This is a genomic window from Halopseudomonas laoshanensis (assembly GCF_008365385.1).
In the GTDB taxonomy this organism is placed as follows: Bacteria; Pseudomonadota; Gammaproteobacteria; order Pseudomonadales; family Pseudomonadaceae; genus Halopseudomonas; species Halopseudomonas laoshanensis.
On record NZ_QOVF01000003.1, the window covers coordinates 153,435 to 176,041 of the forward strand.

Below are 22,607 nucleotides of genomic sequence, written 5' to 3' on the forward strand. Positions count from 1 at the left end.
ACTAGGTAGCCCGCATGCCTACCGGTTCACATTCCGGGGCTGCCCGCCTTGTAGAGGGCCTTTCCTGGCACTAGCATCCTGGCACAGGTAACGGATTATCCACCGCCAGGGAACAAGGCCATGTCAGGAAAACCCGCAGCGCGTCAGGGCGACGCCACCCAATGCCCCAAGAAAGGCCACGGCAGCAGCGCCATCGTCAGTGGCTCACCGGATGTATCGTTCAACGGCATGCCCGCCGCACGCCTCGGCGATAAAACCGCGTGTGGCAGCACCATTACCGGCCAGGTGATACCCAACGTACTGATCAACGGCCGCCCTGCGGTGGTGACCGGCAGTACCGGTGCCCATGGCGACGTGGTAATCGGCGGATCGGGCAATATCGTTATTGGTGGCGCGGTAAGTTTTGGCAACGGGGCTGCGCTGGATGCCGAAGAGTCCCACACCACCCAGGCTCTGGCGCCGACCGCCCAGGAGCTGCGTCGAAACCTTCAATCAGAGCAGCTTGCAGAAACGCTTGAGTACGAAGAGGAGGAAGAGGAAACCGAGCTCCCGCTTGAGCAGCGCATCACACTGCGCCTGGGCATGTTCTTCGACGGCACCGGCAACAACCTGGCCAACGCCGCCCTGACTGAACAATGCAGGCGTCAGGATCTGCACGACTTCGACCCCGAGACCCTGCAAGCCATTACCCAGCTATGTGAATCCCGACAATACCGCGACACCAATGGTGACGGGCTGTTTGACCAAATGCCGGGGAGCAGTTATGGCAATGCCATGACGAATGTAGCGTTGTTGTTTGATCTTTATGAAGATCAAGCAGATCAGCAGTTGGAGAGCACAGCCAAGCAGGCGTATTTGAAGGCGTACATCGAAGGTGCGGGTACTCGCAGTGGCGGATCTGACTCGCTTCGAGGTCTTGCGACCGGGCAGGGAGACACTGGTGTTATTGCGGGTGTGGCACAAAGCCCTAACGTTATTATTGGACAACTACGCCTACTGCTTGCCAATAACCCCCATCTTGTTATCGAGCGCGTTGAGTTCGATATCTTTGGCTTTAGTCGAGGTGCCGCTGCGGCACGTCATTTTGCCAATGAGCTGCTGAAACCTGACGGGGGGATGCTATCCAAAACACTTAATCAGAATTCGCCCGCATACAAAGCCGGTTTTGAATGGGCTAAACATGTTTGCATCAACTTTATTGGCCTATTTGATACAGTCGCTGCAATGGTCGATCCACTGAGTGGCGACCTGAATCCCGGAAATGCGCGAAACCCAGGTATCAATCTGTATTTGCCGCCAGATTGTGCGCGCAAGGTAGTGCAACTGACCGCTCAGCATGAGGAACGCTATCTGTTCAGCCTCAATCAGGTTGGCCCCGCCCATGAGGAAATTGCCCTGCCGGGTGTGCATTCGGATATCGGGGGTGGGTACCCAGCAATGATGCATGAGCGGCTGCTGGTTGATCGTCCCAGAGTCATTCCTTTCCAACGCGGTGGAGACAATAGCAGCACAAATGCCATTCGCGCTACTCGGCAGTGGGACGAACGCAATACCGTGCAAATGCAACTGATGGGGCTGGGTCTGCCCGGGCCCGGTGAGTTTAAACGAGAGCAAATCAGCCGAGTCGCTCCGAATCAGCGCAATCTGGACGCTACCGATACCGTATTAACTCTGGGGCTGGATCGAAAGGTCAGAGGGGAATTGTCGAGAGTGGCGCTGCGGGTAATGCACGGATGGTCGGTGAAATTTTCGGTACCGTTCAGAAGCATACCCGATACCGAAAAATTTAAACTCCCTAGCGAGCTGCAAGCTATCGCACAAACCATTATTTCTCATGCACTCCGCGGCATAGTCGCTCCGCTCTCCCCCGATGAATCTCGCTTTCTTCAAGGCCATTACATACATCGCTCGGCCAACTGGACTACGTCAAGAGGGCTCCTACTTAATCGCCCCAAGGCAGGCGGTAGGGCTATTTATCCAGATCAACCGCATAAAGGTTATCCCCAATGAAATCGCTTTGTCTGCTGCTCGGCCTGATCATCAGTCTGAGTGCCTGCGCTCGCGACCCGCTTAATCCGCCGCCGCCCAAGCTACCCTACGACCGCTGGAGTATCGGAATGATGGCGCCGAACTATATGGAGGTCTGGGTGGAAAGTGTCGACGTCTTGGACCAGCGAGGTCTTGCTTATTACCGGGTTCACGGCGGGTTGGCCTCAATTCAAACCCCCCCGGATAATCGGGGCAATCCCACTGGCTGGCCTGAGCGTGTGGGCTCCGGGGCGCTCAAACCCATGACAAACATAGACCTTCCCGAAATAATCTTTGTACGGTGGCAATCCCTAGTGGAGCCGCAGACCTACCATGTTCGGATCAATATTCCCGAGTGGGCGCGGGAGGAAATGCTCAAACCTGACGAGGCCTATTGTCGGTTTGACGGCAAGAATGTTACGAGTTACCGGAAGAATGTCACTCTTGGTCTCGCCCCAGGCGGTATCGCCAAAGCCTGGTTAATCGGCGGTTGCCTTGAGCCCATTGAGATAGGCCGTTTTGTTGGCAAAATTCACCCAGAGGGTCCGGATCAAGGCAGGTCGGAGGGCCGCTATGCCTTGCCTCTCTCCGAAGAGTCGAAAGCCTATATCAAAGCCCACGGCATTCCCTACGACAGCTGGTAATCCCCTACCAGCTGAGTTTTAACCAATATCAGCGTGTTCTCGGCCGCAGTCAGACACAATGCATCAAAACTGGGAGCGCGAAGCCAGCTGCCCGCAGGCAAGGGCTCATCATTCAGCGTAAGGCTCCCCTCCAACACCAGAATTTCACCCCGGTTCTGCTCTGGCAAAGGAACCCGCATCGTCTTGGCGTAACGTTGCAGGCTGCTGCATTCGTTGGCAAAGGTATGCAATTGGGCCTGCTCCATGCCTTGGTTCAGCGTCTGCCAGCGCATCTGCTGCGGCCCGAGCCGCAGTGTGGTCATATCGCCCTGGGCAAACTGGTTGAGCTTGACGAAGATCTGGCAGCCGGGCTGTGAAAACGGACTGTGACGGGAGGCGGCAGGGCTGCGCAGGTAACTGCCCGCCGGATAATCTCCGCCCTCGTCGCTGAACACGCCGCTCAGCACCAGTATTTCTTCGCCATTGGGGTGACGGTGCTCGGGAAAGCGCGCTCCGGGCAGATACTCGACCAGGCTGGTGACTTCGCCGCTCTCCGGCGCTTCCCGTTCCAGTGGCCAGCGTCTGACTGGTGCTTGGGGGGCATCCAGCCAATGTTGATCGCCGGGGCGGACCAGTACCGCCAGCCGGCGATCCATATTCAGCGGCGTAAAGGAACTGGACAAGATGATCTCCACAGGCATGAGTGAGTTGCCAGCATAACTCCCAAACCGACCGCTGACAGGCCGCGCTTGTTACAGAAAAAGTAGCCTACTCCGGCAACTGCAAATCCAGCACCAGCGCTTTGAGAAAACGCGAGGCCTCGCCGCCCGTCACTGCACGATGATCGAAGGTGAGTGACAGCGGGAGTACAGGATGTATCACTACCTGATCTTCCCATGCCACCGGCTGTTTACGCAGCGTACCCGCGCCAATGATGGCGACCTGCGGCGGCATCACTATTGGATTGGCGTAACGGCCAAACAACGTGCCGAAATTGGACAGCGTAATGGTCGCGCCCATCAATTCCCTGGGCGGAATCGAACGTTTGGCGACATCCTCGCGCAGCTGTGCCAGGCCGCGCCTCAGGTCGTCTGGGTCACGCTCGGCAATATCCCGCAGCACCGGCACAAATAGCCCGTCCGGCGTATCCACGGCGACTCCCAGATCGATCTGCGCATGCGGCTGTACCGTAAGCCGCCTTCCATCAAAGCCGGCATTCAAGGCCGGTTGCGCCTTGCAGGCGATGGCGATGGCCCGGGTCAGCCGGATCATCGGGTCGCGCACCGGGGCGGTCCAGGCATGCAGGTCGGCATCCTCAACCAGCATCACCGGCACTACCTCGGCATGCGCGCGGGCCATATTCTTGGCCATGGTCCGGCGCACGCTGCGCAGCGCTTCGCCCTGGCCCTGCCCAAGCGGCTCTGCGGCCCGGCGCACATCCTCTTCGTTGATCAGCCCGCTGTCACCGGAGCCATGCAGGCGCGCCAGATCCACATCCAATTGCTGCGCCAGACGGCGGATCGAGGGCGTGGCTCTGGCGGGCTGATAATCGCGGGTGGAGGGCGACATGCCGATATGGAATTCCTCCGCGGCCAGGCCCGCACTGGCATCCGCCTTGTCCAGATTGCCAACCCCAAGATCACCAACCACAGTACCGCTGTCTTCGGCTTCGCCCTCGAAAACCACCAACGGCTCACCCACGTGCAACTGGTCGCCCGGCTTACCGAAACAGCGCGCTATCACGCCCGCCTGGGGCGAGGGTACATCGACGATCGCCTTGGCCGTTTCCACCGAGACCAGCAACTGATCCACCTCGACCTGATCGCCAGCCTGCACATGCCACTCGACAATCTCCGATTCCTGAAGCCCTTCTCCCAGGTCTGGCAATTTGAAAGTTTTCATAGCTGTTCTCCGTTCATTACCGCACGCGCGGCCTGACAGATACTCTGCACGTCGGGCAGATAGGCCAGCTCCTGACGCGCGTAGGGAATCACACAGTCGAGCCCGGTGACACGCAATATGGGTGCGCGCAACGCCTGCCAGGCGTGCTCCTGCAGCAATGCGGCAATTTCCGCACCCGGGCCATAACTGCGCGCCGCTTCATGAACAATCACGCAGTGCCCGGTCTTGCTAACCGAGGCGATCAGCGTTTGGCTGTCCAGCGGCTTGAGGCAGGCGACATCAATCACTTCTGCATCCACGCCCTGCTCCGCCAGCAGCGCCGCGGCTTCCAGCGTTTCCTTGAGCGCCGCACCCCAACTGATCAATGTGAGATCCTGGCCTTCGCGCAGGGTAAAACAGCTATCCAGCGGCAAAGCTTTACCGTCGTCACGGACCCGCTGCTGCACCGAGCGATACAGCCGCGTGGGTTCAAGAAAGATTACCGGATCCGGATCGGCAATTGCCGCCAGCAGTAGACCGTAGGCCCGCCGGGGCGAGGACGGAATCACTACGCGCAGGCCGGGAATATGCGCGAACAGCGCTTCGGTACTTTCACCATGATGCTCGGGCGCATGAATCCCCGCGCCATGCGGCGTACGCACCACCATCGGACAACTTAGCCGGCTGCGGGTGCGGCTGCGCAGACGGCTGGCATGGGAAATCAGCTGCTCCATGCCAGCGTAGATAAAGCCCATGAACTGGATCTCCGCGACCGGCTTCAAGCCCTGCGCAGCCATGCCCACACTGATGCCGGCAATCAGCGTTTCGGCCAGTGGCGTATCCATCACCCGCCGGAACCCGAAGCGCTCGTGCAAGCCCACCGTCGCGCGAAACACGCCACCATTGCCGGCAACATCTTCGCCCAGCACTACAACATCCGGGTCATCCTGCATCGCCCGATGTAACGCCAGGTTGATGGCCTCGACCATGCACAGGGATTTGTCCTCACTCATGGTCACCTCCGTTCAGCGACGCCACCCGTTTGCCAAGCTCGGCACGTTGGTGATCGTACTCAGGCGGTAACTGTGCAAACAAATGATCAAAGGCGGCGGTGGCCTCTGCTGGCGGCGTGCCGCGATAACGCTCGACCGCGGCAGTGACTGCTTCGCCAAGCTCGGCCTGCAGCGCCTGCTCCTTGTCCTCATCCCATAGATGCTGGCCATGCAGAAAGCGCCGCATGCGGCCTACCGGCTCATGTTTCCAGGCCGCGTTCAGTTCATCATCGGAGCGATAGCGGCTGGCATCGTCTGCGGTGGTGTGATCACCTAGCCGATAGCTGACGCACTCGATCAGGCTTGCGCCTTTGCCAGCCCGAGCTCGCTCAATCGCATGCAGCACCCGGTCATAGACAGCCAGCACATCGTTGCCATCCACTTGCTCGCCCGGCAAGCCGGCACCCAGCGCTTTATGCGCCAGGGTCGGTGCGGCGCTCTGCAGGCTGCGCGGTACCGAGATCGCCCACTGGTTGTTATTCACCACAAAGACCACCGGCAGTTGCCACACGCCCGCCAGGTTCAGACTCTCAAGAAAGTCGCCCTTGCTGGTCGCCCCATCGCCGCACGTAGTCACCGCCACCCGTGGCTGTTGACGAATCCGAAAGGCAGCGGCAATACCGCAGGCATGACAGGCTTGGGTGGCGATCGGTACGCAAATGGGGAAGTCCTCCGCCACCGCTGGATTTTCCCAGGCGCTGCCCCGCTCGTCGCCGCCCCAATAGAGCAGAATTTCGTGCATGGCCACGCCGCGCTGCAACTGGGTGGCTGTGTCGCGGTAATAGGGAATGAGTACGTCTTCTGAAGCCATGGCCCGGCCGACGGCCGAGCCGATCGCCTCCTGCCCGAGCGTCGAGGCATAGGTACCCAGTTGGCCAGTGCGCTGCAAAGCCACGCACTTCTGGTCAAAGCTGCGAACGCGTTGCATGTTTTTGTATAACGACAACAACAGCGCGTGATCTGCGGTCCAGGCTGGCAGTTCGCCCAGCGGCTGGCCTTCATCGTCGATCAGGCGGGTGTAAGGCAGGTTTACCGTCAAAGACATAATGTATCTCCTCAATCGGCATGCTCTGGTGGCTGCCGATGGCGAGTGCCAGTCCGGCCGGTAGGCCGCGACCCCTGATCCACCAGCTTGTGACCGGTGGACTGACCCGCAGCCGGGTGACGCTGCGTGGGCAGGATTCTGCGTGGCCGCGGGCGGTCAGGCAGAACTCGATATGAGTATAGGCAAGAATGCTCGAAGAGCCCCATTACCGGCCGTTTTTACTCAGAGGTGCCGCCGCAAGCCATCCTGCAACCCATGTGGTCTATGCTGGTGAGGGAACCGGAGGCGATTTCCTGCGTCCGAGCTGGTAGTTTGCAGCACCTCAGCACGCTGGCTCCGCCTTGTGCGTAGCCCAAGCGGATTTAAAAAGACCATGGAACAAGGCGCCAATAGATGATTGTCCTCTTACTGATTTTTGCATTGCTCGGCTTAGCGTTACTGGCCGGAGGTCTCTGGCTGGCCGCATTAGGGGGCAGCGTCTATTACGCTATCGCGGGCGCAGCCCTGTTGGCGGTGGCCATGTTGCTGCGCTCGCGCCGCACGGCAGCGCAACTGATCTACGCCTTGTTACTCGCCAGTACAGCGGTATGGGCTCTGTGGGAGAGTGGATACGACTGGTGGCCGCTGGCAACCCGGCTAGGCGTGCTATTGCTGCTCGCCATTCCGCTATTGTGGCCGGCCAGGCAGGCAAGCCGGGCACCGGCGCTGGTCTTGTTCGGCGTTTGGGCGGTGACTGGGTTGGTGCTGCTCGGCAGCCTGTTCAATGATGCCCACCGTATTGAAGGCGAACTGACGACAGACTCCGTGGTTACCGATCCTGAGCTGGGTCTGGCAGCGAATCAGAACGACTGGCCAAGCTATGGCCGCAGCAATTATGGCCAACGCTATTCCCCGCTGGAGCAGATCACGCCAGACAACGTGGCCGAGCTGGAGCTGGCCTGGGAATACCAGACCGGCGACCTGAAGGGCCCTGAAGATGTGACCGAAACAACCTACCAGGCTACCCCGCTGAAAATCGGTAATAGTCTGTTTCTGTGCACACCGCATAACTGGCTGGTAGCACTGGATGCAGACTCCGGCGAAGAACTCTGGGTGTATGACGCCAAGGTACCTGCCGAAAGCCAGCGCCAGCATCAGACCTGTCGCGGCGTGTCCTATCTGGCACCTGCAGCGGAGCGCACCAGCACTACCGCCAGCGTGCCTGCCTCGGAGCCAGCCCAAGACCTGGCTGCGATCCGCTGTGATGCGCAGCTGTACATGCCTACCTCGGACGCACGACTGATCGCGGTAGATCCGCAAACAGGCGCCCGTTGCAGCAACTTTGCCGATAACGGCGTGCTCGATCTGATGCACAACATGCCCCACACCCAGGACGGCTTCTACTACTCCACATCGCCTCCTGTGGTCGCGGCCGGCCTGATCGTGGTCGCCGGTGCGGTGAATGACAATTACGACATCAATGCTCCCTCCGGCGTGATCCGTGCTTACGACGCCCGCACTGGCGAGTTGCGCTGGAACTGGGATTCAGCCAACCCCGAAGACACCGCGCCGATCGCCGAAGGTGACACCTACGCCACCAGCTCGCCCAACAGCTGGGCCGTTGCCAGCGCGGATGAGGAGCTGGGGCTGATCTATTTCCCCATGGGTAACCGTACCCCCGACCAGTTGGGCATGTACCGCACTCCCGAAGAGGAAAAGTACGCCAGCTCCGTGGTGGCCCTGAGCCTGGAAACCGGGCAGGCGCAATGGGTGCAGCAGTTCGTCCACCACGACCTGTGGGACATGGACACGCCGGCGCAGCCCAGCCTGGTCGATATTCAGACCGAACAGGGGCTGCAGCCGGGCCTGGTAGTGCCGACCAAACAGGGCGATGTGTACGTGCTGAACCGGGAAACCGGTGAGCCGCTATTGCCGATCAGCGAAGTACCTGCGCCGCAAGGCGCCATTGAAGGCGACTGGACTGCGCCGACCCAGCCGGTGTCAGCGCTGAGTTTTGCCCCTGAACCGCTGCGCTCCGCAGACATGTGGGGCGCCACCCTGGTGGATCAGATGATCTGCCGTATCCAGTTCGAGTCGCTGCATTACGAGGGTCGTTACACACCGCCCTCCGAGCAGGGCACACTGGTATATCCGGGCAACTTCGGCGTGTTCAACTGGGGCAGCATTGCCGTTGATCCCGAGCGTCAGGTCATGTTCGGCATGCCACTGTACCTGGCGTTCACATCAAAGCTGGTCGCCAAGGAAGAGGGCAAAGACCTAGAAGGCGCGACCAATTCCGGCGAGCAGGGCCTTAACGAGAACGCCGGTGCCGAGTACGCAGTGGAGCTGAGCCCCTTCCTGTCGCCGCTGGGCATTCCTTGCCAGCAACCGCCGTGGGGCTACGTGGCAGGCGCTGATTTGCGTACCGGTGAAACTCACTGGAAACACAAGAACGGCACCGTCCAGGATATGACTCCATTGCCCCTGAAGATCAAGATGGGTGTGCCCGGCATCGGCGGTCCGATCATCACCCGGGGTGGCGTGGCCTTTCTGGCGGCGAGCGTAGACAACTACTTCCGCGCTTATCGTCTTACCGACGGTGAGCAGCTCTGGGAGCAGCGCATACCCGCGGGCGGCCAGGCTACGCCGATGACCTATCTGAATAGCCAGGGCGAGCAGATGGTAGTACTGGTAGCCGGCGGACATGGTTCGGTAGGCACCACCATTGGCGACTATGTACTCGCGTACAAGCTGGGTTCCGAGGAATAAGGTCCGAGGAATAAGCGGGCAACTGCAGCAGAAACAACAACGGCCGCCGAGCACGACAGTGCTACGGCGACCGTTGTTCACAAAGCCTTAGCGGCTATGACTCAAGCGCTATGATGTACATTCCGGGTTGCCGGCAGAATATTCCAGGCTCGGATCAACCATCGCATCAAACTGCTGTAACGCAGTCGAACCGATCAGTAAAGGGTAGGAAAACGAGGTCCGGTCAGTCAGATTGACCTCAATATTCTCTTTCACACCACCCATGCACACGGCCATTTCGATCACCGGCCGGGACGTATAATCCTTGCTTTCGCCTTCTGGTATGTCCGCTGCGCGGCGCTTGATCTGGCTGATGCGCACTACCGGCAGCTCCAGCTCTTTACCTTCCTGCTCACCCTCAACCGCCAGTTCGAAACGCACCCAATCCTCGCCATCACGCTTGAACAGCTTGATGTTCTGGGCGCTGAGCGATGCGGTAACCGCACCGGTATCCAGCTTGGCAGGTACTTCCAGATCCAATTCCGGCAGCAAGGCCTTTTCACTCAGCCCATAAACGTTTGGCTGGTTGGCCATCGCAGCACCACAGGTCATTAGCAAAGCAGAGCACAGTGTCAGCATTTTCAGTCGCATGAATAACCTCTTTGAGAACAATTCGCTATGTGTGACTGACACTTGATGATTTTCGTTCCAATAGGCGACGCCGCGCTCTTGCTCTAAACTGCCCAGCTACTTGCTCCAATGCCATCACTTAACCGTCAAGAGTCTGATGATGACCAAGCGACTGCTCTTCACCCTAGCCCTGCTGCTAAGTTGGATGCCCCTGGCGCAGAGTCAGCAAGGAGCTAATCTGGATGCGGAAATACGCGTCATCGACGCCCCCCAGGACGAGGCCATCCAGCAGCGCCTGACCCAGGTCCTCGGCGCGATTGACGGCCTGGATGCCATTCAGATTCAGGTCAGTGCCGGCGTGGTCACGCTGAGCGGCAATGTCAGCAATCTGCGCGTCGCTCGGGATATCGACGACATTGCCCGTCGAGTTGAAGGCGTGGTCTACGTTCAGAATCGCCTGGAAGATGATGTGAACATTTCAGCGCGCGTTCAGCCGTTAACGCGCCGCTTCAGGGACATGAGCGCCAGCGCATTGCAGACGCTTCCGGTGGGCCTGATGGCGCTGGCGATCTTTATCGTCTTCGCGCTGCTCGGTCGCTGGGCCGGCAACCACGACGCATGGCTGCGACGAATCGGCCTGTCCGAGCTGGCTTCCAACCTCGGCAAGCGGATTGTTCGCCTGGTGATCACCGCTGTAGGCGTGTTAATCGCTCTGGAGGTCATGGACGCCACAGCATTGGTAGGCGCCATTCTGGGTATCGCCGGCGTAGCCGGCATTGCCGTGGGCTTTGCCTTTCGCAATATCGTTGAGAACTACCTGGCAGGCATCCTGCTCAGCGCCCGCAATCCCTTCAGCATCGGCGACCAGGTGGAGGTCGGCGCATTCAACGGCAAGGTCATGCGTCTGACCTCGCGGGATACGGTATTGATGACCCGCGACGGCAACCATCTGCGCATCCCCAACAGCGTCATCATCACCTCAGCAATGACCAATTTCACCCGCAACCCGCTGCGCCGCTTTGAGTTCAATATCAGCATCCCCAGCCCTCACGACCTGGCCCAGGCTCGCCAATTGGGGCTCGACGCGCTTCGCGGCATCCCTGGTGTACTCGATGATCCGGAACCCCAGGGCCTGATCATGGAGCTGGGTGACAGCGCAGCGCAACTGCGCTTTCTGGCCTGGATTGATCAACGCGAGAGTGATTTTCACAAGTCCCGCAGCGAAGCGATTCGCATCGTGAAGCTGGCTTTCGACCAGGCGGCGATAGTCGCACCTTTAGCGACCTACCGGGTGCTGCTGGACAATGATGCACAGTCTGTTTCACCTCCATCCGCGATCACAAACAATCCTGCGCCGGCCTCCCACTCGAGCGCCATGGATACCGCGACCGATCTGAGCATAGACAAGCAAGTGGCGGAGGAACTGCGCACCTCGGATGAGGAGAATTTGTTGAAGTGAGCACGCCGTTCTCATAAAGCCCTGCCCATAAAAAAGGGCAGACCAAAGTCTGCCCCGCTGTAATGCAACCGCGTACTTACATACCCGGCATCAATACTGTGTCGATCACATGGATCACACCATTGCTGGCTTTGATGTCCGTATCAGTAACAGTAGCGTCATTGACCTTCACGCCGTCAGAAGCATCAATCGTCAGCATACCGCCCTGCACCGTTTCAGCGCTGGTCATGCTGATCACGTCGGCTGCCATCACCTTGCCTGGCACCACGTGGTAGGTGAGTACTTCCGTCAGTTTTTTCTTATCGGCCAACAGGGCCTCCAGGTCGGCCTGAGGGATCTTGGCAAAAGCCTCGTCAGTAGGCGCAAATACGGTGAACGGGCCGTCGCCTTTCAGCGTGTCCACCAGGTCAGCCGCTTGTACTGCCGTGACCAGGGTTTCGAAGCTGCCAGCTGCTACCGCAGTATCCACGATGTCCGCCGCGGCTTTCTTGTCGCCATGGTGATCCGCATAAGCGGGAGCTGCTATCAACATGCTGGCGCTGAACATGGCCAGCAGGGTGTAGCGAGCGCGTTGGGTGAAGTTTTGAGTCAGTGCAAACATAGTATTCTCCAAGGAGGGTGTTATGTGAGTTGCACTATCTTTGTACAGTACCTGTACAATAAATTCCGCAATGTACAATCCATGTTACACACCTTGGCTATTTCAACTCAGCGCTGAAGTGGTCGAGCAGATAGGCGGTGATCGTCGTTACATCCTGTGGCTTGCTGTACAGATAGCCCTGCCCGACATCGCACTTCATCTCTCGGAGCAGGTCGTGCTGTGCCTGAGTCTCGATACCCTCGGCGACGATAGACATTTGCAAACTCTGGCCCAAGGCAATGATGGCCCGGGATATGGCGCTGTCGTTTGCCGAACCCGGCAAGTCGTTAATAAAACCGCGATCAATCTTCAAGGTATCGACCGGCAGGCGCTTGAGCCTGAGCAGCGAAGAATAGCCGGTGCCGAAATCGTCAATCGATAGCCGGACTCCCATGCCACGCAGGGCATCGAGAGTATCTATACAGCGATCGTCCTGTTGCATGATTTCGCTTTCAGTCAATTCCAATTCCAGGTGTGCGGCGGGGAGATTGGCGCCCGCGAGCGCCTTTTTAACGTTGCTAACCACATCGCCACGTTCCAGCGTGGAGCCGGACATGTTCACCGCCACGCAGGTCAGCGGATACCCCGCATCCAGCCACTGACGCATTTGCAGACAGGCCTGCTGCAGCACGTATTCATCAATTGGTATCAACAAGCCGACATGCTGAGCCACCGGCAGAAACTCCGCCGGAGGTATCAGGCCTCGCTGCGGATGCTGCCAACGCACCAGCGCCTCAAGAGCGATGACGCGCCCACTGTGCATGTCGATCTGCGGCTGGTAGAACACCTGCAGTTGATGCAGCTTGATCGCCCGGTGCAGGTCCGCCTGCAGGGACATCTGCAGGCGGGCATTGTTGGTCAGCGCCTGGGTGTAAAAAGCGTAGGTATTGCGGCCATTCTGCTTGGCTTGGGTAACCGCGGCATCGGCATTGGTCAGCAGCTCGCCACCTTCCTGTCCGTCTTCGGGGAAGATGCTCATCCCTAGGCTGGCGCTCAGGTGAATGAGTTGCCCGTTGATGTCGAAGGGTCGGGCAAAGCCGCGTTGCAAGCGTTGCGCGATGGGCGTGATGTCGTCAGTCTCGGCAAGATTTTCCACCAGCATGACAAACTCATCACCCCCCAGACGGGCTAGCGTGTCTTCTTCGCGACACAGACGCGACATGCGTTTGGCCGCCTGGCGCAGCAGTTCATCGCCGGCGGTATGCCCGAGACTATCGTTAACCGTCTTGAAGCGGTCCAGATCAATAAAGATCAGGCCTAGCCGGTGCTCACGGCGCTTGGCGCGCACCAGGGCATTGGTCAGCCGCTCGGTCAGCAATAGTCGATTCGGCAACCGTGTGAGCGGATCATGGTGCGCGAGAAAGTCGATCTCCTGACGCGACTGCTTGAGCACGGATATATCCGAGAATACCGCTACGTAATGCGTGAGCTTGCCGCTGCTGTCCTTTACGGTATTGATGGCCTGCCATTGCGGGTATATCTCGCCATCCTTGCGCCGGTTCCAGATTTCGCCCTGCCAGCTACCCGTATGGGCCAAGGTTTCCCACATTTCCCGATAGAACAGCTCGTCATGCCAACCGGATTTCAGCAACCCGGGCTTCTGCCCGACCACCTCATCGTGGGTATAACCGGTAATACGGCAGAAGGCGTTATTGACGTTGGTAATACGATTACGGCTATCGCTGACCACGACGCCTTCATTGGTACTGTCGAACACCACCGCGGCCTGCTGCAGGCGCTCGTTATCCAGTTTCTGCTGGGTCACATCGCAAACGATGCCGACCATGCGGATTGCTCTGCCCTGCGCGTTGCGCACCGCCTGGCCGCGCGCCTGGACCCAGGCGTAAAACCCATCGCGCCGGCGGATCCGGTGCACATGATCCAGACGCTCGGTTTCGCCCCTTATATGCCGGCGCAGCTCCGCCTGCAGTGACAGGCGATCTTCCGGATGCAGATGCTTCAGCCAGGTGTCCTGTTGATTCATGTTGAACTCGGGCGGGTGACCAAGAATCAGCTTGCAGCGATCGGAAAAGTACAGCTCACCGGAGACCATATCCCAATCCCAGACGCCGTCGTTGGAGCCCAGCAATGCCAGGTCAAAACGTTCTTCGCTGTGACGCAGCGCCTGCTCCTGCTGCTGCCGGCCGCGCAGATGATGGCGCGTTGAATAAAATAGCAGCGCGCCGGTAACGACAACGAACACCAGCCCTTTAATCGTCTGCAAGCGCTGCTGGGTGATGACTTCCACACCCATCCACAGCAACACCTTGTCACTGAACAGAATCCACAGGGTAGCGACTACCATATATATAAGGCTGATGTGCCAGGCACTGCGGCTGGATGTCATGCATTACTCAGTATTGTATTCAGGCTTCGTTAGCAATATAGCACCCGCCGATTGTCTGACGGGCGTGTCATTTCGCTGTGTCCTGGTCCATAATCGAAATTCCGGTGTTTTTCCGGAAATGCTGAAAGAGGAATAGAACCCCTATGTGGTATCAAGGTTTACTGCAACTCAACGGCTGGCAAATCCTGGCCGTGACTCTGGTTCTGACGCATATCACCATCGTCAGCGTCACTGTTTATCTGCACCGTTACTCGGCCCACCGTGCGCTCGAGCTACACCCCGCGCTGCAGCACTTTTTCCGTTTCTGGTTGTGGCTTACAACCAGCATGAATACCCGCGAGTGGACCGCCATCCATCGTAAACATCACGCCAAATGTGAAACACCGGAAGACCCACATAGCCCGGTGCATAAAGGCCTGTCCACCGTGCTGCGCAAAGGCGCCGAGCTGTATATGGAAGAGGCCAAGAACGAAGAAACCCTGCGTATCTATGGCAAGAACTGCCCGGATGATTGGATCGAGCGCAATCTCTACAGCCGCTTTCCGATTGCTGGCGTGACCCTGCTGGCGTTCATTGATCTGGCGCTATTCGGCGTGCTCGGCCTGACTGTCTGGGCTGTGCAGATGATGTGGATCCCGGTGATGGCCGCAGGCGTGATCAATGGACTGGGCCACGCGCTGGGCTACCGTAACTTTGAATGCAAGGACGCCGCGACCAATATCATGCCCTGGGGCATTCTGATTGGCGGCGAAGAACTGCATAACAATCATCACACCTACCCGAACTCCGCCAAGCTGTCGGTGAAGAAGTGGGAATTCGATATGGGTTGGTTGTGGATCCGCCTGTTCAGCCTGCTGGGGCTGGCCAAGGTGCGGCGTACCGCGCCCATCGCGCACCAGGTCGAAGGCAAGCAGACGCTGGACATGGATACCGCGATGGCGATCTTGAATAATCGCTTTCAGATCATGGCCCAGTATCGCAAGTTGGTGATCAAACCGCTGGTGCAGCAGGAAATGCATCGGGTTGATGAATCGGTCCGCCACCTGTTTCGTCGCGCCAAGCGCCTGCTCAGCCGCGAAAGCAGTTTGATGGACAGCCAGAATGAAGAAAAACTGCAGCGTGTACTGGCTGAGAGTCAGGCACTGAAAGTGATCTACGAGAAGCGTCTGGCGCTACAGCAGATCTGGGGGCGCACCAGTGCCAATGGCCACGATATGCTGCAGGCTTTGCGTGAATGGTGTCACCAGGCAGAAACCAGTGGGATCAAGGCGCTGCAGGATTTTGCTGCGACGCTGCGGACCTATTCCCTGCAACCTGCGCCGGGCATGGCACGCTGATCCACAGCGCCCTGTTGTGCGTGTCGCCACCACGCGCACAACAGGATAGACTCGGGTTTTTCGCCAACACGCATTATGTGAGGTTGCAAAGGATGCGGACCTTCTTCACCGGCCTGGCTTTGCTGCTGGCAAGCCCTGTGCTGCTGGCATCGACCATCTATAAATATGTCGACAGCAATGGTGTAGTGACCTACACCGACAAGGAAACCAAGGGCGCCGAGATATTCGTGTTTCGCGATGCCATGGTCGAAACCTTCGATAAAGACGTTTACGTCACCACCGACAAGCATGCCGGCGGCGAAACCCTGGTGGTGCATAACGATCTGTATGCGCCAGTGGAAGTTGAGCTGAGCATTGAGTCGGCAAAAAATCTGATCGGCGTACCGGCCAAACCGGTGCGCTGGATTTTGCAACCACGCCAGCAGATGCGCCTGCTGACCCTGGCTCCCGAAGTCGGTGCCGGGCCGCCCAGCTACAGCTACAAGCTGCGGCACGCCGTAGGTGACCCACGTGCTAAACATGCGTTGAAGGATTACCCCTTGCCTTGGCAGGGTGGTCCTTTCCGCGTGACCCAGGGCCCGGGCGGCGGTTATAGCCATACCGGGGCCAAGGGCCGCTACGCCATTGATATCGCCATGCCGGAAGGCACGCCGATTGTGGCTTCGCGCCCCGGTGTGGTGGTGAAAACCGAAAACAACCAGTCTGGCCGCGGTACCAACCCCTCAGGTAACTTTGTAAGGTTGCTGCATGATGACGGCACCATGAGTGTGTACCTGCATCTCAAACACCGCTCGGTGGTGGTGCAGGAAGGCCAGCGTGTGAATGTCGGTACGCCACTGGGCAAGTCCGGCAATACCGGTAACAGTACCGGTCCGCACCTGCATTTCGTGGTGCAGAAGAATGTAGGGCTGGATACCATCTCCATTCCCTTCGCTTTCACCCAGGCCGTGGACCGGCTGCCCAACTTTGCAGTGGGCGGCGAGCCTTAAGAGCCGACTGGCAACCAATACCAAGCAAAATCCAGACAACAAAAAACCCGCCGAAGCGGGTTTTTTGTTGTGGGAGGCAGACCTTATTTGATCTTGCCTTCCTTGTACATCACGTGCTTGCGAACGACGGGATCGAACTTCTTGATTTCGATCTTATCGGGCGTAGTACGCTTGTTCTTATCGGTAGTGTAGAAGTGACCAGTACCGGCAGAAGAAATCAGACGAATTAATTCACGCATGGAACTGCTCCTTAAACTTTTTCGCCACGGGCGCGCATTTCAGACAGGACGACATCAATGCCGCGCTTGTCAATAATACGCATACCCTTGGTGGACGTGCGCAGACGCACAAAACGCTTCTCTGACTCTACCCAAAAACGATGATGCTGCAGGTTAGGCAGAAAACGACGCTTGGTTCTGTTGTTAGCGTGGGAAACGTTGTTCCCAGTCACTGGACCTTTACCGGTCACCTGACATACTCGAGACATGGTTAACCCTCTCCAACCACTTGCCCAACCCGAACTGGTTGGAAGCCATAAAAAATGTGTTTTCCAGCCGGGGCAAGCCTTTATGCCGACCTGCAAATGCATCTGTGCAGGCGCAGCCCCGAGAAGAGCGGAGCTTTATATCAAAAGCAGGCCCTGCAAGCAACGACTTTTGATTATTTCTACTTTATAGCAGGCCCCGTTCAGCAAAGGAAACCGGATCCCCATCACCCACCACCAAGTGGTCAAGCACGCGTATATCCACCAGCCCCAGCGCTTCTTTCAGGCGCCGTGTAAGCATCTGATCAGCCTGACTCGGCTCGGCCACACCCGACGGGTGGTTATGCGTAAGAATCACCGCAGCAGCGTTCAGTGCCAAGGCGCGCTTGACCACTTCGCGTGGGTAAACGCTGGCACTATCGAGCGTGCCCTGGAACAGCTCTTCGAACGCGATGACACGGTGCTGGTTATCCAGAAACAGACAGGCGAAGACTTCATGCGGCAGATGCGCCATGCGGCTACGCAGGTATTGGCGCACTGCACCGGGCGAGGTTAGCGCCGTGCCGCGCTTGAGTTCCTCGAACAGATGCCGGCGGGCCATTTCCATCACCGCCTGCAACTGCACATATTTGGCCGGACCAAGCCCGGGATGCGTGCAAAAGTCGGGCATATCCGCTTGCACCAGGGCACGCAGGCTGCCGAAACTGCTGAGCAGGTCCCGCGCCAGGTCCACCGCGCTGCGACCGGGAATACCCGTGCGGAGAAAGATCGCGAGCAATTCGGCATCCGACAGCGCAGCGGCGCCCTGCTTTATGAGTTTTTCCCGCGGACGTTCTGCGAGCGGCCAGTCGGTAATAGGCATGCGCATTTCCCTGCTAGTCAGGCACGTACTTCCTGTTCGTGCGGTGTAATATGTGCGCAGTATAAAAGCTGACGACAAGCGGGTCGATACCCGCCTGCGCAGCCAAATAGCGGCCTTGTGCTAGTATCACTGGGCTGGAATGTGTTCGCCATAGTTCGGCGTAGCTCAGGAGTCAAGCATGCAGCGGTTGGTCAACAAACGGGTTCTTCTCGGCGTCAGCGGCGGCATTGCCGCCTATAAAAGCGCGGAACTGATTCGCCGGCTGCGTGATGCCGGCGCCGAGGTACGGGTGGTCATGACCCAGGCCGCGCGCGAGTTCATTACTCCGCTGACACTGCAGGCGTTGTCGGGGCACCCCGTGCATGGTGATCTGCTCGATCCGGCTGCCGAGGCGGCCATGGGTCATATCGAACTTGCGCGCTGGGCTGATGTGGTGCTGATCGCGCCTGCCACTGCCGACCTGATGGCCCGCCTGGCCCAGGGCCGTGGCGATGATCTGCTGACCACACTGGTACTGGCTACTGATGCGCCAATCGCCCTGGCACCCGCGATGAACCAGGCTATGTGGCGCGATGCGGCGACCCAGGCCAACCTCGATACCCTGCTGCAACGCGGCGTCAGCGTCTTCGGGCCTGGAGCCGGCGAACAAGCCTGTGGCGATGTCGGCCCCGGCCGCATGCTCGAACCGACGGATATTGCCATGAAGGTCGCTGGCTGTTTTGAGCGCGGCAGCCTCGCCGGCCTGCATCTGCTGATCAACGCCGGCCCCACACGCGAGGCCATCGACCCGGTACGCTACATCTCCAATCACAGTTCCGGAAAAATGGGCTTTGCGCTGGCTGAAGCGGCCGCCGAAGCCGGTGCGCGGGTCACCCTGGTCGCCGGACCGGTGAACCTGCCGACCCCGCCACGAGTGCAACGGGTGGACGTGGTCAGCGCTGAAGATATGCTCCACGCCTGCCAGAACGCCCTGCCCGCCGATGTATTCATTGCCTCTGCGGCGGTAGCCGACTACCGCCCTGCACACTGCGCCGACAGCAAGTTGAAGAAAGATCCGCATTCAGGAGACGGCATGACGCTGAGCCTGGTACGCAATCCGGATATTCTCGCCACGCTCTCCTCGCCTCCAGCAGGCCAGGCACGTCCCTGGTGCGTCGGCTTCGCCGCTGAAACCAATGAGGTGCTCAGCTACGCCCAGGGCAAACTGCAGCGCAAGAATCTTGATCTGATCATCGCCAATGACGTCAGCCAACCGGGCATTGGTTTTAACAGCGATGACAATGCCGTGACTCTGATTGACCGGTCGCTGCAACAGCACAGCCTGCCGCACGCCAGCAAACAGAAGCTGGCCCGGCAGATCATTGCCTTTATAGCCGAGCAGCTTGCCCGGCAGCCCTCTTCTCAGACCCGTGACTGACGATTTCATGATCCAGACTTCATAAGGAAGCCGCATGCACACACTTCAAGCCAAGGTAATGGACCCGCGTCTGGGTCAGCAGTGGCCTTTGCCGCATTACGCCACCGAAGGCTCCGCCGGGCTGGACCTGCGCGCCATGCTGGATGAGCCGCTGACACTTGAGCCTGGCCAGACTCAACTGCTGCCCACCGGACTGGCCATCCACATTGCCGATCCGGGCCTGGCTGCGATGATTCTGCCGCGCTCCGGCATGGGCCATAAACACGGGATAGTACTGGGCAATCTGGTTGGCCTGATTGACTCCGATTACCAGGGCCAACTGATGGTCTCCTGCTGGAATCGCAGCCACAACGCTTTCACCATAGAGCCCGGCGAACGCATCGCTCAGCTGATTCTGGTGCCGGTGCTGCAAGCAAAGCTGGACATCGTCGACAGCTTCGATAACAGTCAGCGGGGCGCTGGCGGATTCGGCCATACTGGCAGCCATTAACCATTCACGACGCAGTGGGCAGGGAGGCGGTACGCAGTGATCAAACTAAAAAAACAAAAGACGGCCAAAGCAGGATCAACCCTGCCCAGTACTTTGACGCCGTTGCTGCTGGCACTGATAGGCTTGGCTTTGGCGGCGATTCCGATCTGGATCGCGCTGTTCGGCATGGGCAGTGAACGCTACCGCACAGACATGACCAGCGCCTATGCGACACAACAGGCCGGCGCGCTGAACCAGAGCATTCGTCAACTGGATGCCGACCTCAGCCGGCTGGCCGCCAATCCGCAGTTGCAGGTCGCGCTGCAGCAAGGCGGCAGCGCCAGCATGCAGCGCTTGCTGCGTTACAACCTGGCCGGCAATCTGGCGATTTACACCAACGCCGTCGGCCGTGCTGAAGTGACCGATGCGCAGGATGCGCCGCTCAGCTTTGCCGCCCTGGACATGATTCGGCGTGCCGAACGCAACATGCCGGTGCCCATGGAAGTGCATCCGGTGGACGGCCAGTGGCGCCTGTATGCGGTCAAGCCCCTGCGCGCTTCAGAGAACGCGCCCATCGGTGGCACGCTGATCGCCGTTTTCGAACTGCAGCGGCTTACTTCCGCCCTCCCCGCCCTCCCTGAAGACAGTGGCCAGATTACCCTGACTCAGACCTTTCCCGGCGCCACGACACAAACTCTATATCAGGCGGGCAGCGGCTTTGGCGAACCGGTGTCGATCACCAGCGTCAATCCGGCCTGGAGTATCCAGTTCATGGCTGGCCCCGCGCTCAGCGCCGGCCTGGTCAATCCGCTACTGTTGCTCGCAGCGGTTCTACTGGCTCTGTTTGGCCTGATGATCGGTCTGTGGCAGTTACAGCGCAGCTGGACCTCGAGGCTGAACGCGGATGCCGAGGTGCTGACGCAGCTCACCTATGGGCACAAGGCCGCCGGCTTGCAGCTCGGTCCGTTAGTGCCCGTGGGCCAGAGCATCATGCAACTGGCCAGTGGCAATGGTCGCACCCTGGGCCCCAGCCCGGAGCGCGAGAATGCCGGCAGGAAGCCCTCCAAGCCGGTGCGTCAGGAAGTGCCTGACAACCAGCCTCTTGCCCGCCGCGACATACTCGACATCGACATCGTCGACAGTGACGACGACGCCTTCGGCATGTCGGGCGAGCAGCCTGCCGGCCCAGCCATTCCTGACATCCCCGCCGAAATTTTCCGCGCCTATGACATCCGCGGCGTAGTGGGTAAAACCCTTACCGAAGAGGCCGTTTACTGGCTGGGCAGAGCTATCGGTAGCGAATCCATCGCTGCGGATGAAGCCAAGGTCGCGGTCGCCCGGGATGGCCGGCTCTCCGGACCGGCACTTAGCGAGCAACTGATTCGCGGCCTGATGGATAGCGGCTGTCATGTTACCGATCTGGGCATGGTGCCAACCCCGGTGCTCTACTACGGCACCCACACTAGTGAAGCCACCTCCGGCGTGATGCTCACCGGCAGCCACAATCCGGCCGACTATAACGGCTTGAAGATCGTTATTGCTGGCGAAACTCTCTCTGAAAAGCGCATCAGCGATCTGCACCGGCGGCTGCGCGAAAACGATCTGCACGAAGGTGCCGGCAGCCGCAGGCAACTGGATCTGTTGGACGCCTATCGTCGTCAGATCACCGAAGATGTGGTGTTGGTACGCCCGTTGAAGGTGGTCATTGATTGCGGCAACGGCGTCGGCGGTGTGATCGCCCAGCAATTGATCGAAAGCCTGGGCTGCGAAGTGACGCCACTGTATTGCGAGGTGGACGGTAACTTCCCTAACCATCATCCGGACCCAGGCAAGCTGGAAAACCTGCAGGACCTGATCGCCGAGGTAGCCCGTCAGGGCGCCGATGTCGGCATAGCCCTGGACGGCGATGCTGACCGCCTCGGCGTGGTCACCGCCAAGGGCGAGATGATCTATGCCGATCGCCTGATGATGCTGTTTTCCGAAGATATCGTCACCCGTCATCCCGGCGCCGACATCGTCTTTGACATCAAGTGCTCACGGCGCTTGCCGATGCTGATCAGCCGCATGGGCGGCCGGCCGGTGATGTGGAAATCCGGCCATTCGCTGATCAAGGCCAAGATGATTGAAACCGGCGCGATGCTCGGCGGCGAGATGAGCGGGCACATCTTCTTCAAGGAGCGCTGGTTCGGCTTCGATGATGGCCTGTACAGCGCCTGCCGTCTGCTGGAGCTGATGTCCATTCTGACGCACAACAGTGACGAGAGCGCCGATATCTTCGACAAGTACCCGGTTGGCCTGGTGACCCCCGAGATCAACCTGAGCGTGGGCGAAGCGCGCAAGTTCGAGATCATCGAGGCGTTGAAAAAGCAGGCGCAATGGGGCACCGGCAAGGTCTCCACGCTGGACGGGATCCGCGTCGACTATCCCTCAGGCTGGGGTCTGGTACGTGCTTCCAACACCACGCCAATGCTGGTACTGCGCTTCGAGGCCGATCAAGCCGAAGAACTCGAGCGGATCCAGCAACTGTTCCGCGAGCAGCTGGCGCTGGTCGCCAGCGATATACAGCCAACATTCTGAACAATTACCGGCCCGCCCCTGTCATACAGCGGCGGGCCTT

The 22,607-nt window shown here is 59.1% G+C and carries 19 protein-coding genes; 9 read left to right on the forward strand and 10 right to left on the reverse strand.

The genetic code is table 11. The annotated features are described in order from the left end of the window. The first annotated feature begins 120 nt into the window (after positions 1 to 120). Together DT594_RS11500 and DT594_RS11505 are read left to right on the forward strand one after the other, a co-directional pair. On the forward strand, positions 121 to 2,010 hold the full coding sequence (locus DT594_RS11500) for a PAAR domain-containing protein (protein ID WP_149332807.1): 1,890 nt from the start codon (positions 121 to 123) through the stop codon (positions 2,008 to 2,010). Then, on the forward strand, positions 2,007 to 2,672 hold the full coding sequence (locus DT594_RS11505; RefSeq protein ID WP_096345618.1) for a DUF2931 family protein: 666 nt from the start codon (positions 2,007 to 2,009) through the stop codon (positions 2,670 to 2,672). Before DT594_RS11500 ends, DT594_RS11505 begins: the two co-directional genes overlap by 4 nt. On the opposite strand, the gene DT594_RS11510 is transcribed toward DT594_RS11505, so the two are convergent. The 4 genes from DT594_RS11510 to pdhA form a co-directional block, all read right to left on the reverse strand. Next, entirely contained in the window at positions 2,657 to 3,334 is a 678-nt protein-coding gene (locus DT594_RS11510; RefSeq protein ID WP_178091511.1) for a cupin domain-containing protein, read from the reverse strand. The genes DT594_RS11505 and DT594_RS11510 overlap by 16 nt on opposite strands. An 85-nt stretch (positions 3,335 to 3,419) precedes the next feature. Beyond that, positions 3,420 to 4,553, reverse strand: a complete 1,134-nt coding sequence (locus DT594_RS11515) for a dihydrolipoamide acetyltransferase family protein (protein WP_149332809.1) — start codon at positions 4,551 to 4,553, stop codon at positions 3,420 to 3,422. Next, positions 4,550 to 5,545, reverse strand: a complete 996-nt coding sequence (locus DT594_RS11520) for an alpha-ketoacid dehydrogenase subunit beta (protein ID WP_149332810.1) — start codon at positions 5,543 to 5,545, stop codon at positions 4,550 to 4,552. The genes DT594_RS11515 and DT594_RS11520 overlap by 4 nt, the downstream gene beginning before the upstream one ends. Further along, positions 5,538 to 6,629 (reverse strand): pyruvate dehydrogenase (acetyl-transferring) E1 component subunit alpha, encoded by a 1,092-nt coding sequence (pdhA, locus tag DT594_RS11525; RefSeq protein ID WP_149332811.1) that lies wholly within the window; start codon positions 6,627 to 6,629, stop codon positions 5,538 to 5,540. Before pdhA ends, DT594_RS11520 begins: the two co-directional genes overlap by 8 nt. A 393-nt stretch (positions 6,630 to 7,022) precedes the next feature. On the opposite strand from pdhA, the gene DT594_RS11530 reads away from it, so the two are divergent. Further along, positions 7,023 to 9,377, forward strand: a complete 2,355-nt coding sequence (locus DT594_RS11530) for a glucose/quinate/shikimate family membrane-bound PQQ-dependent dehydrogenase (RefSeq protein WP_149332812.1) — start codon at positions 7,023 to 7,025, stop codon at positions 9,375 to 9,377. A 108-nt stretch (positions 9,378 to 9,485) separates the two neighbouring features. On the opposite strand, the gene DT594_RS11535 is transcribed toward DT594_RS11530, so the two are convergent. Then, positions 9,486 to 10,007, reverse strand: coding sequence for an ATP-dependent zinc protease family protein (locus DT594_RS11535; RefSeq protein WP_149332813.1), 522 nt, complete (start codon positions 10,005 to 10,007; stop codon positions 9,486 to 9,488). Between the two features lie 139 nt (positions 10,008 to 10,146). Here DT594_RS11535 and DT594_RS11540 point away from each other — a divergent pair, with 139 nt between their 5' ends. Further along, the gene (locus DT594_RS11540) at positions 10,147 to 11,445 is read left to right on the forward strand and encodes a mechanosensitive ion channel family protein (protein WP_178091512.1); all 1,299 of its coding nucleotides are present in this window, start codon (positions 10,147 to 10,149) and stop codon (positions 11,443 to 11,445) included. 76 nt (positions 11,446 to 11,521) lie between these two features. Here the strand turns inward: DT594_RS11540 and DT594_RS11545 are convergent, their stop codons facing one another. Together DT594_RS11545 and DT594_RS11550 are read right to left on the reverse strand one after the other, a co-directional pair. Next, positions 11,522 to 12,046, reverse strand: coding sequence for a fasciclin domain-containing protein (locus DT594_RS11545; RefSeq protein ID WP_218574509.1), 525 nt, complete (start codon positions 12,044 to 12,046; stop codon positions 11,522 to 11,524). Between the two features lie 97 nt (positions 12,047 to 12,143). After that, positions 12,144 to 14,432, reverse strand: coding sequence for a sensor domain-containing protein (locus DT594_RS11550; protein ID WP_149332815.1), 2,289 nt, complete (start codon positions 14,430 to 14,432; stop codon positions 12,144 to 12,146). A 143-nt stretch (positions 14,433 to 14,575) separates the two neighbouring features. Here DT594_RS11550 and desA point away from each other — a divergent pair, with 143 nt between their 5' ends. Beyond that, positions 14,576 to 15,769: a delta-9 fatty acid desaturase DesA gene (desA, locus tag DT594_RS11555; RefSeq protein WP_149332816.1), complete on the forward strand. Its 1,194-nt coding sequence runs from the start codon at positions 14,576 to 14,578 to the stop codon at positions 15,767 to 15,769. Positions 15,770 to 15,861: 92 nt separating this feature from the next. Next, positions 15,862 to 16,758 carry a peptidoglycan DD-metalloendopeptidase family protein gene (locus DT594_RS11560; protein ID WP_149332817.1) on the forward strand — a complete coding sequence of 299 codons (897 nt, stop codon included), beginning with the start codon at positions 15,862 to 15,864 and terminating at the stop codon, positions 16,756 to 16,758. Positions 16,759 to 16,841: 83 nt separating this feature from the next. On the opposite strand, the gene rpmG is transcribed toward DT594_RS11560, so the two are convergent. The 3 genes from rpmG to radC form a co-directional block, all read right to left on the reverse strand. Beyond that, complete coding sequence (gene rpmG, locus DT594_RS11565; protein ID WP_022960960.1) at positions 16,842 to 16,997, reverse strand: 50S ribosomal protein L33; 156 nt, start codon at positions 16,995 to 16,997, stop codon at positions 16,842 to 16,844. An 11-nt stretch (positions 16,998 to 17,008) separates the two neighbouring features. Next, on the reverse strand, positions 17,009 to 17,245 hold the full coding sequence (gene rpmB, locus DT594_RS11570; protein WP_022960959.1) for a 50S ribosomal protein L28: 237 nt from the start codon (positions 17,243 to 17,245) through the stop codon (positions 17,009 to 17,011). A gap of 184 nt (positions 17,246 to 17,429) precedes the next feature. Next, complete coding sequence (radC, locus tag DT594_RS11575) at positions 17,430 to 18,104, reverse strand: RadC family protein (protein WP_149332818.1); 675 nt, start codon at positions 18,102 to 18,104, stop codon at positions 17,430 to 17,432. Positions 18,105 to 18,282: 178 nt separating this feature from the next. Between radC and coaBC the strand changes: the two genes are divergently transcribed. The 3 genes from coaBC to DT594_RS19150 are packed head-to-tail and all read left to right on the forward strand — an operon-like array spanning position 18,283 to position 22,567. Further along, positions 18,283 to 19,521, forward strand: coding sequence for a bifunctional phosphopantothenoylcysteine decarboxylase/phosphopantothenate--cysteine ligase CoaBC (gene coaBC / locus DT594_RS11580; protein WP_149332819.1), 1,239 nt, complete (start codon positions 18,283 to 18,285; stop codon positions 19,519 to 19,521). 34 nt (positions 19,522 to 19,555) lie between these two features. Further along, positions 19,556 to 20,011 (forward strand): dUTP diphosphatase, encoded by a 456-nt coding sequence (dut, locus tag DT594_RS11585; RefSeq protein ID WP_149332820.1) that lies wholly within the window; start codon positions 19,556 to 19,558, stop codon positions 20,009 to 20,011. 36 nt (positions 20,012 to 20,047) lie between these two features. Beyond that, complete coding sequence (locus tag DT594_RS19150) at positions 20,048 to 22,567, forward strand: phosphomannomutase/phosphoglucomutase (protein WP_425460543.1); 2,520 nt, start codon at positions 20,048 to 20,050, stop codon at positions 22,565 to 22,567. Positions 22,568 to 22,607 lie beyond the last annotated feature (40 nt).

Bases quoted from the DNA above. Each gene is read 5' to 3' on its own strand.
- DT594_RS11560 (WP_149332817.1), top strand. From the start codon at position 15,862: ATGCGGACCTTCTTCACCGGCCTGGCTTTGCTGCTGGCAAGCCCTGTG.
- DT594_RS11500 (WP_149332807.1), top strand. From the start codon at position 121: ATGTCAGGAAAACCCGCAGCGCGTCAGGGCGACGCCACCCAATGCCCC.
- DT594_RS11540 (WP_178091512.1), top strand. From the start codon at position 10,147: ATGACCAAGCGACTGCTCTTCACCCTAGCCCTGCTGCTAAGTTGGATG.
- DT594_RS11550 (WP_149332815.1), bottom strand. From the start codon at position 14,432: ATGACATCCAGCCGCAGTGCCTGGCACATCAGCCTTATATATATGGTA.
- DT594_RS11545 (WP_218574509.1), bottom strand. From the start codon at position 12,046: ATGTTTGCACTGACTCAAAACTTCACCCAACGCGCTCGCTACACCCTG.
- rpmG (WP_022960960.1), bottom strand. From the start codon at position 16,997: ATGCGTGAATTAATTCGTCTGATTTCTTCTGCCGGTACTGGTCACTTC.
- DT594_RS11520 (WP_149332810.1), bottom strand. From the start codon at position 5,545: ATGAGTGAGGACAAATCCCTGTGCATGGTCGAGGCCATCAACCTGGCG.
- coaBC (WP_149332819.1), top strand. From the start codon at position 18,283: ATGCAGCGGTTGGTCAACAAACGGGTTCTTCTCGGCGTCAGCGGCGGC.
- DT594_RS11530 (WP_149332812.1), top strand. From the start codon at position 7,023: ATGATTGTCCTCTTACTGATTTTTGCATTGCTCGGCTTAGCGTTACTG.
- dut (WP_149332820.1), top strand. From the start codon at position 19,556: ATGCACACACTTCAAGCCAAGGTAATGGACCCGCGTCTGGGTCAGCAG.
- DT594_RS11535 (WP_149332813.1), bottom strand. From the start codon at position 10,007: ATGCGACTGAAAATGCTGACACTGTGCTCTGCTTTGCTAATGACCTGT.
- radC (WP_149332818.1), bottom strand. From the start codon at position 18,104: ATGCCTATTACCGACTGGCCGCTCGCAGAACGTCCGCGGGAAAAACTC.
- pdhA (WP_149332811.1), bottom strand. From the start codon at position 6,629: ATGTCTTTGACGGTAAACCTGCCTTACACCCGCCTGATCGACGATGAA.
- rpmB (WP_022960959.1), bottom strand. From the start codon at position 17,245: ATGTCTCGAGTATGTCAGGTGACCGGTAAAGGTCCAGTGACTGGGAAC.
- desA (WP_149332816.1), top strand. From the start codon at position 14,576: ATGTGGTATCAAGGTTTACTGCAACTCAACGGCTGGCAAATCCTGGCC.
- DT594_RS11505 (WP_096345618.1), top strand. From the start codon at position 2,007: ATGAAATCGCTTTGTCTGCTGCTCGGCCTGATCATCAGTCTGAGTGCC.
- DT594_RS11515 (WP_149332809.1), bottom strand. From the start codon at position 4,553: ATGAAAACTTTCAAATTGCCAGACCTGGGAGAAGGGCTTCAGGAATCG.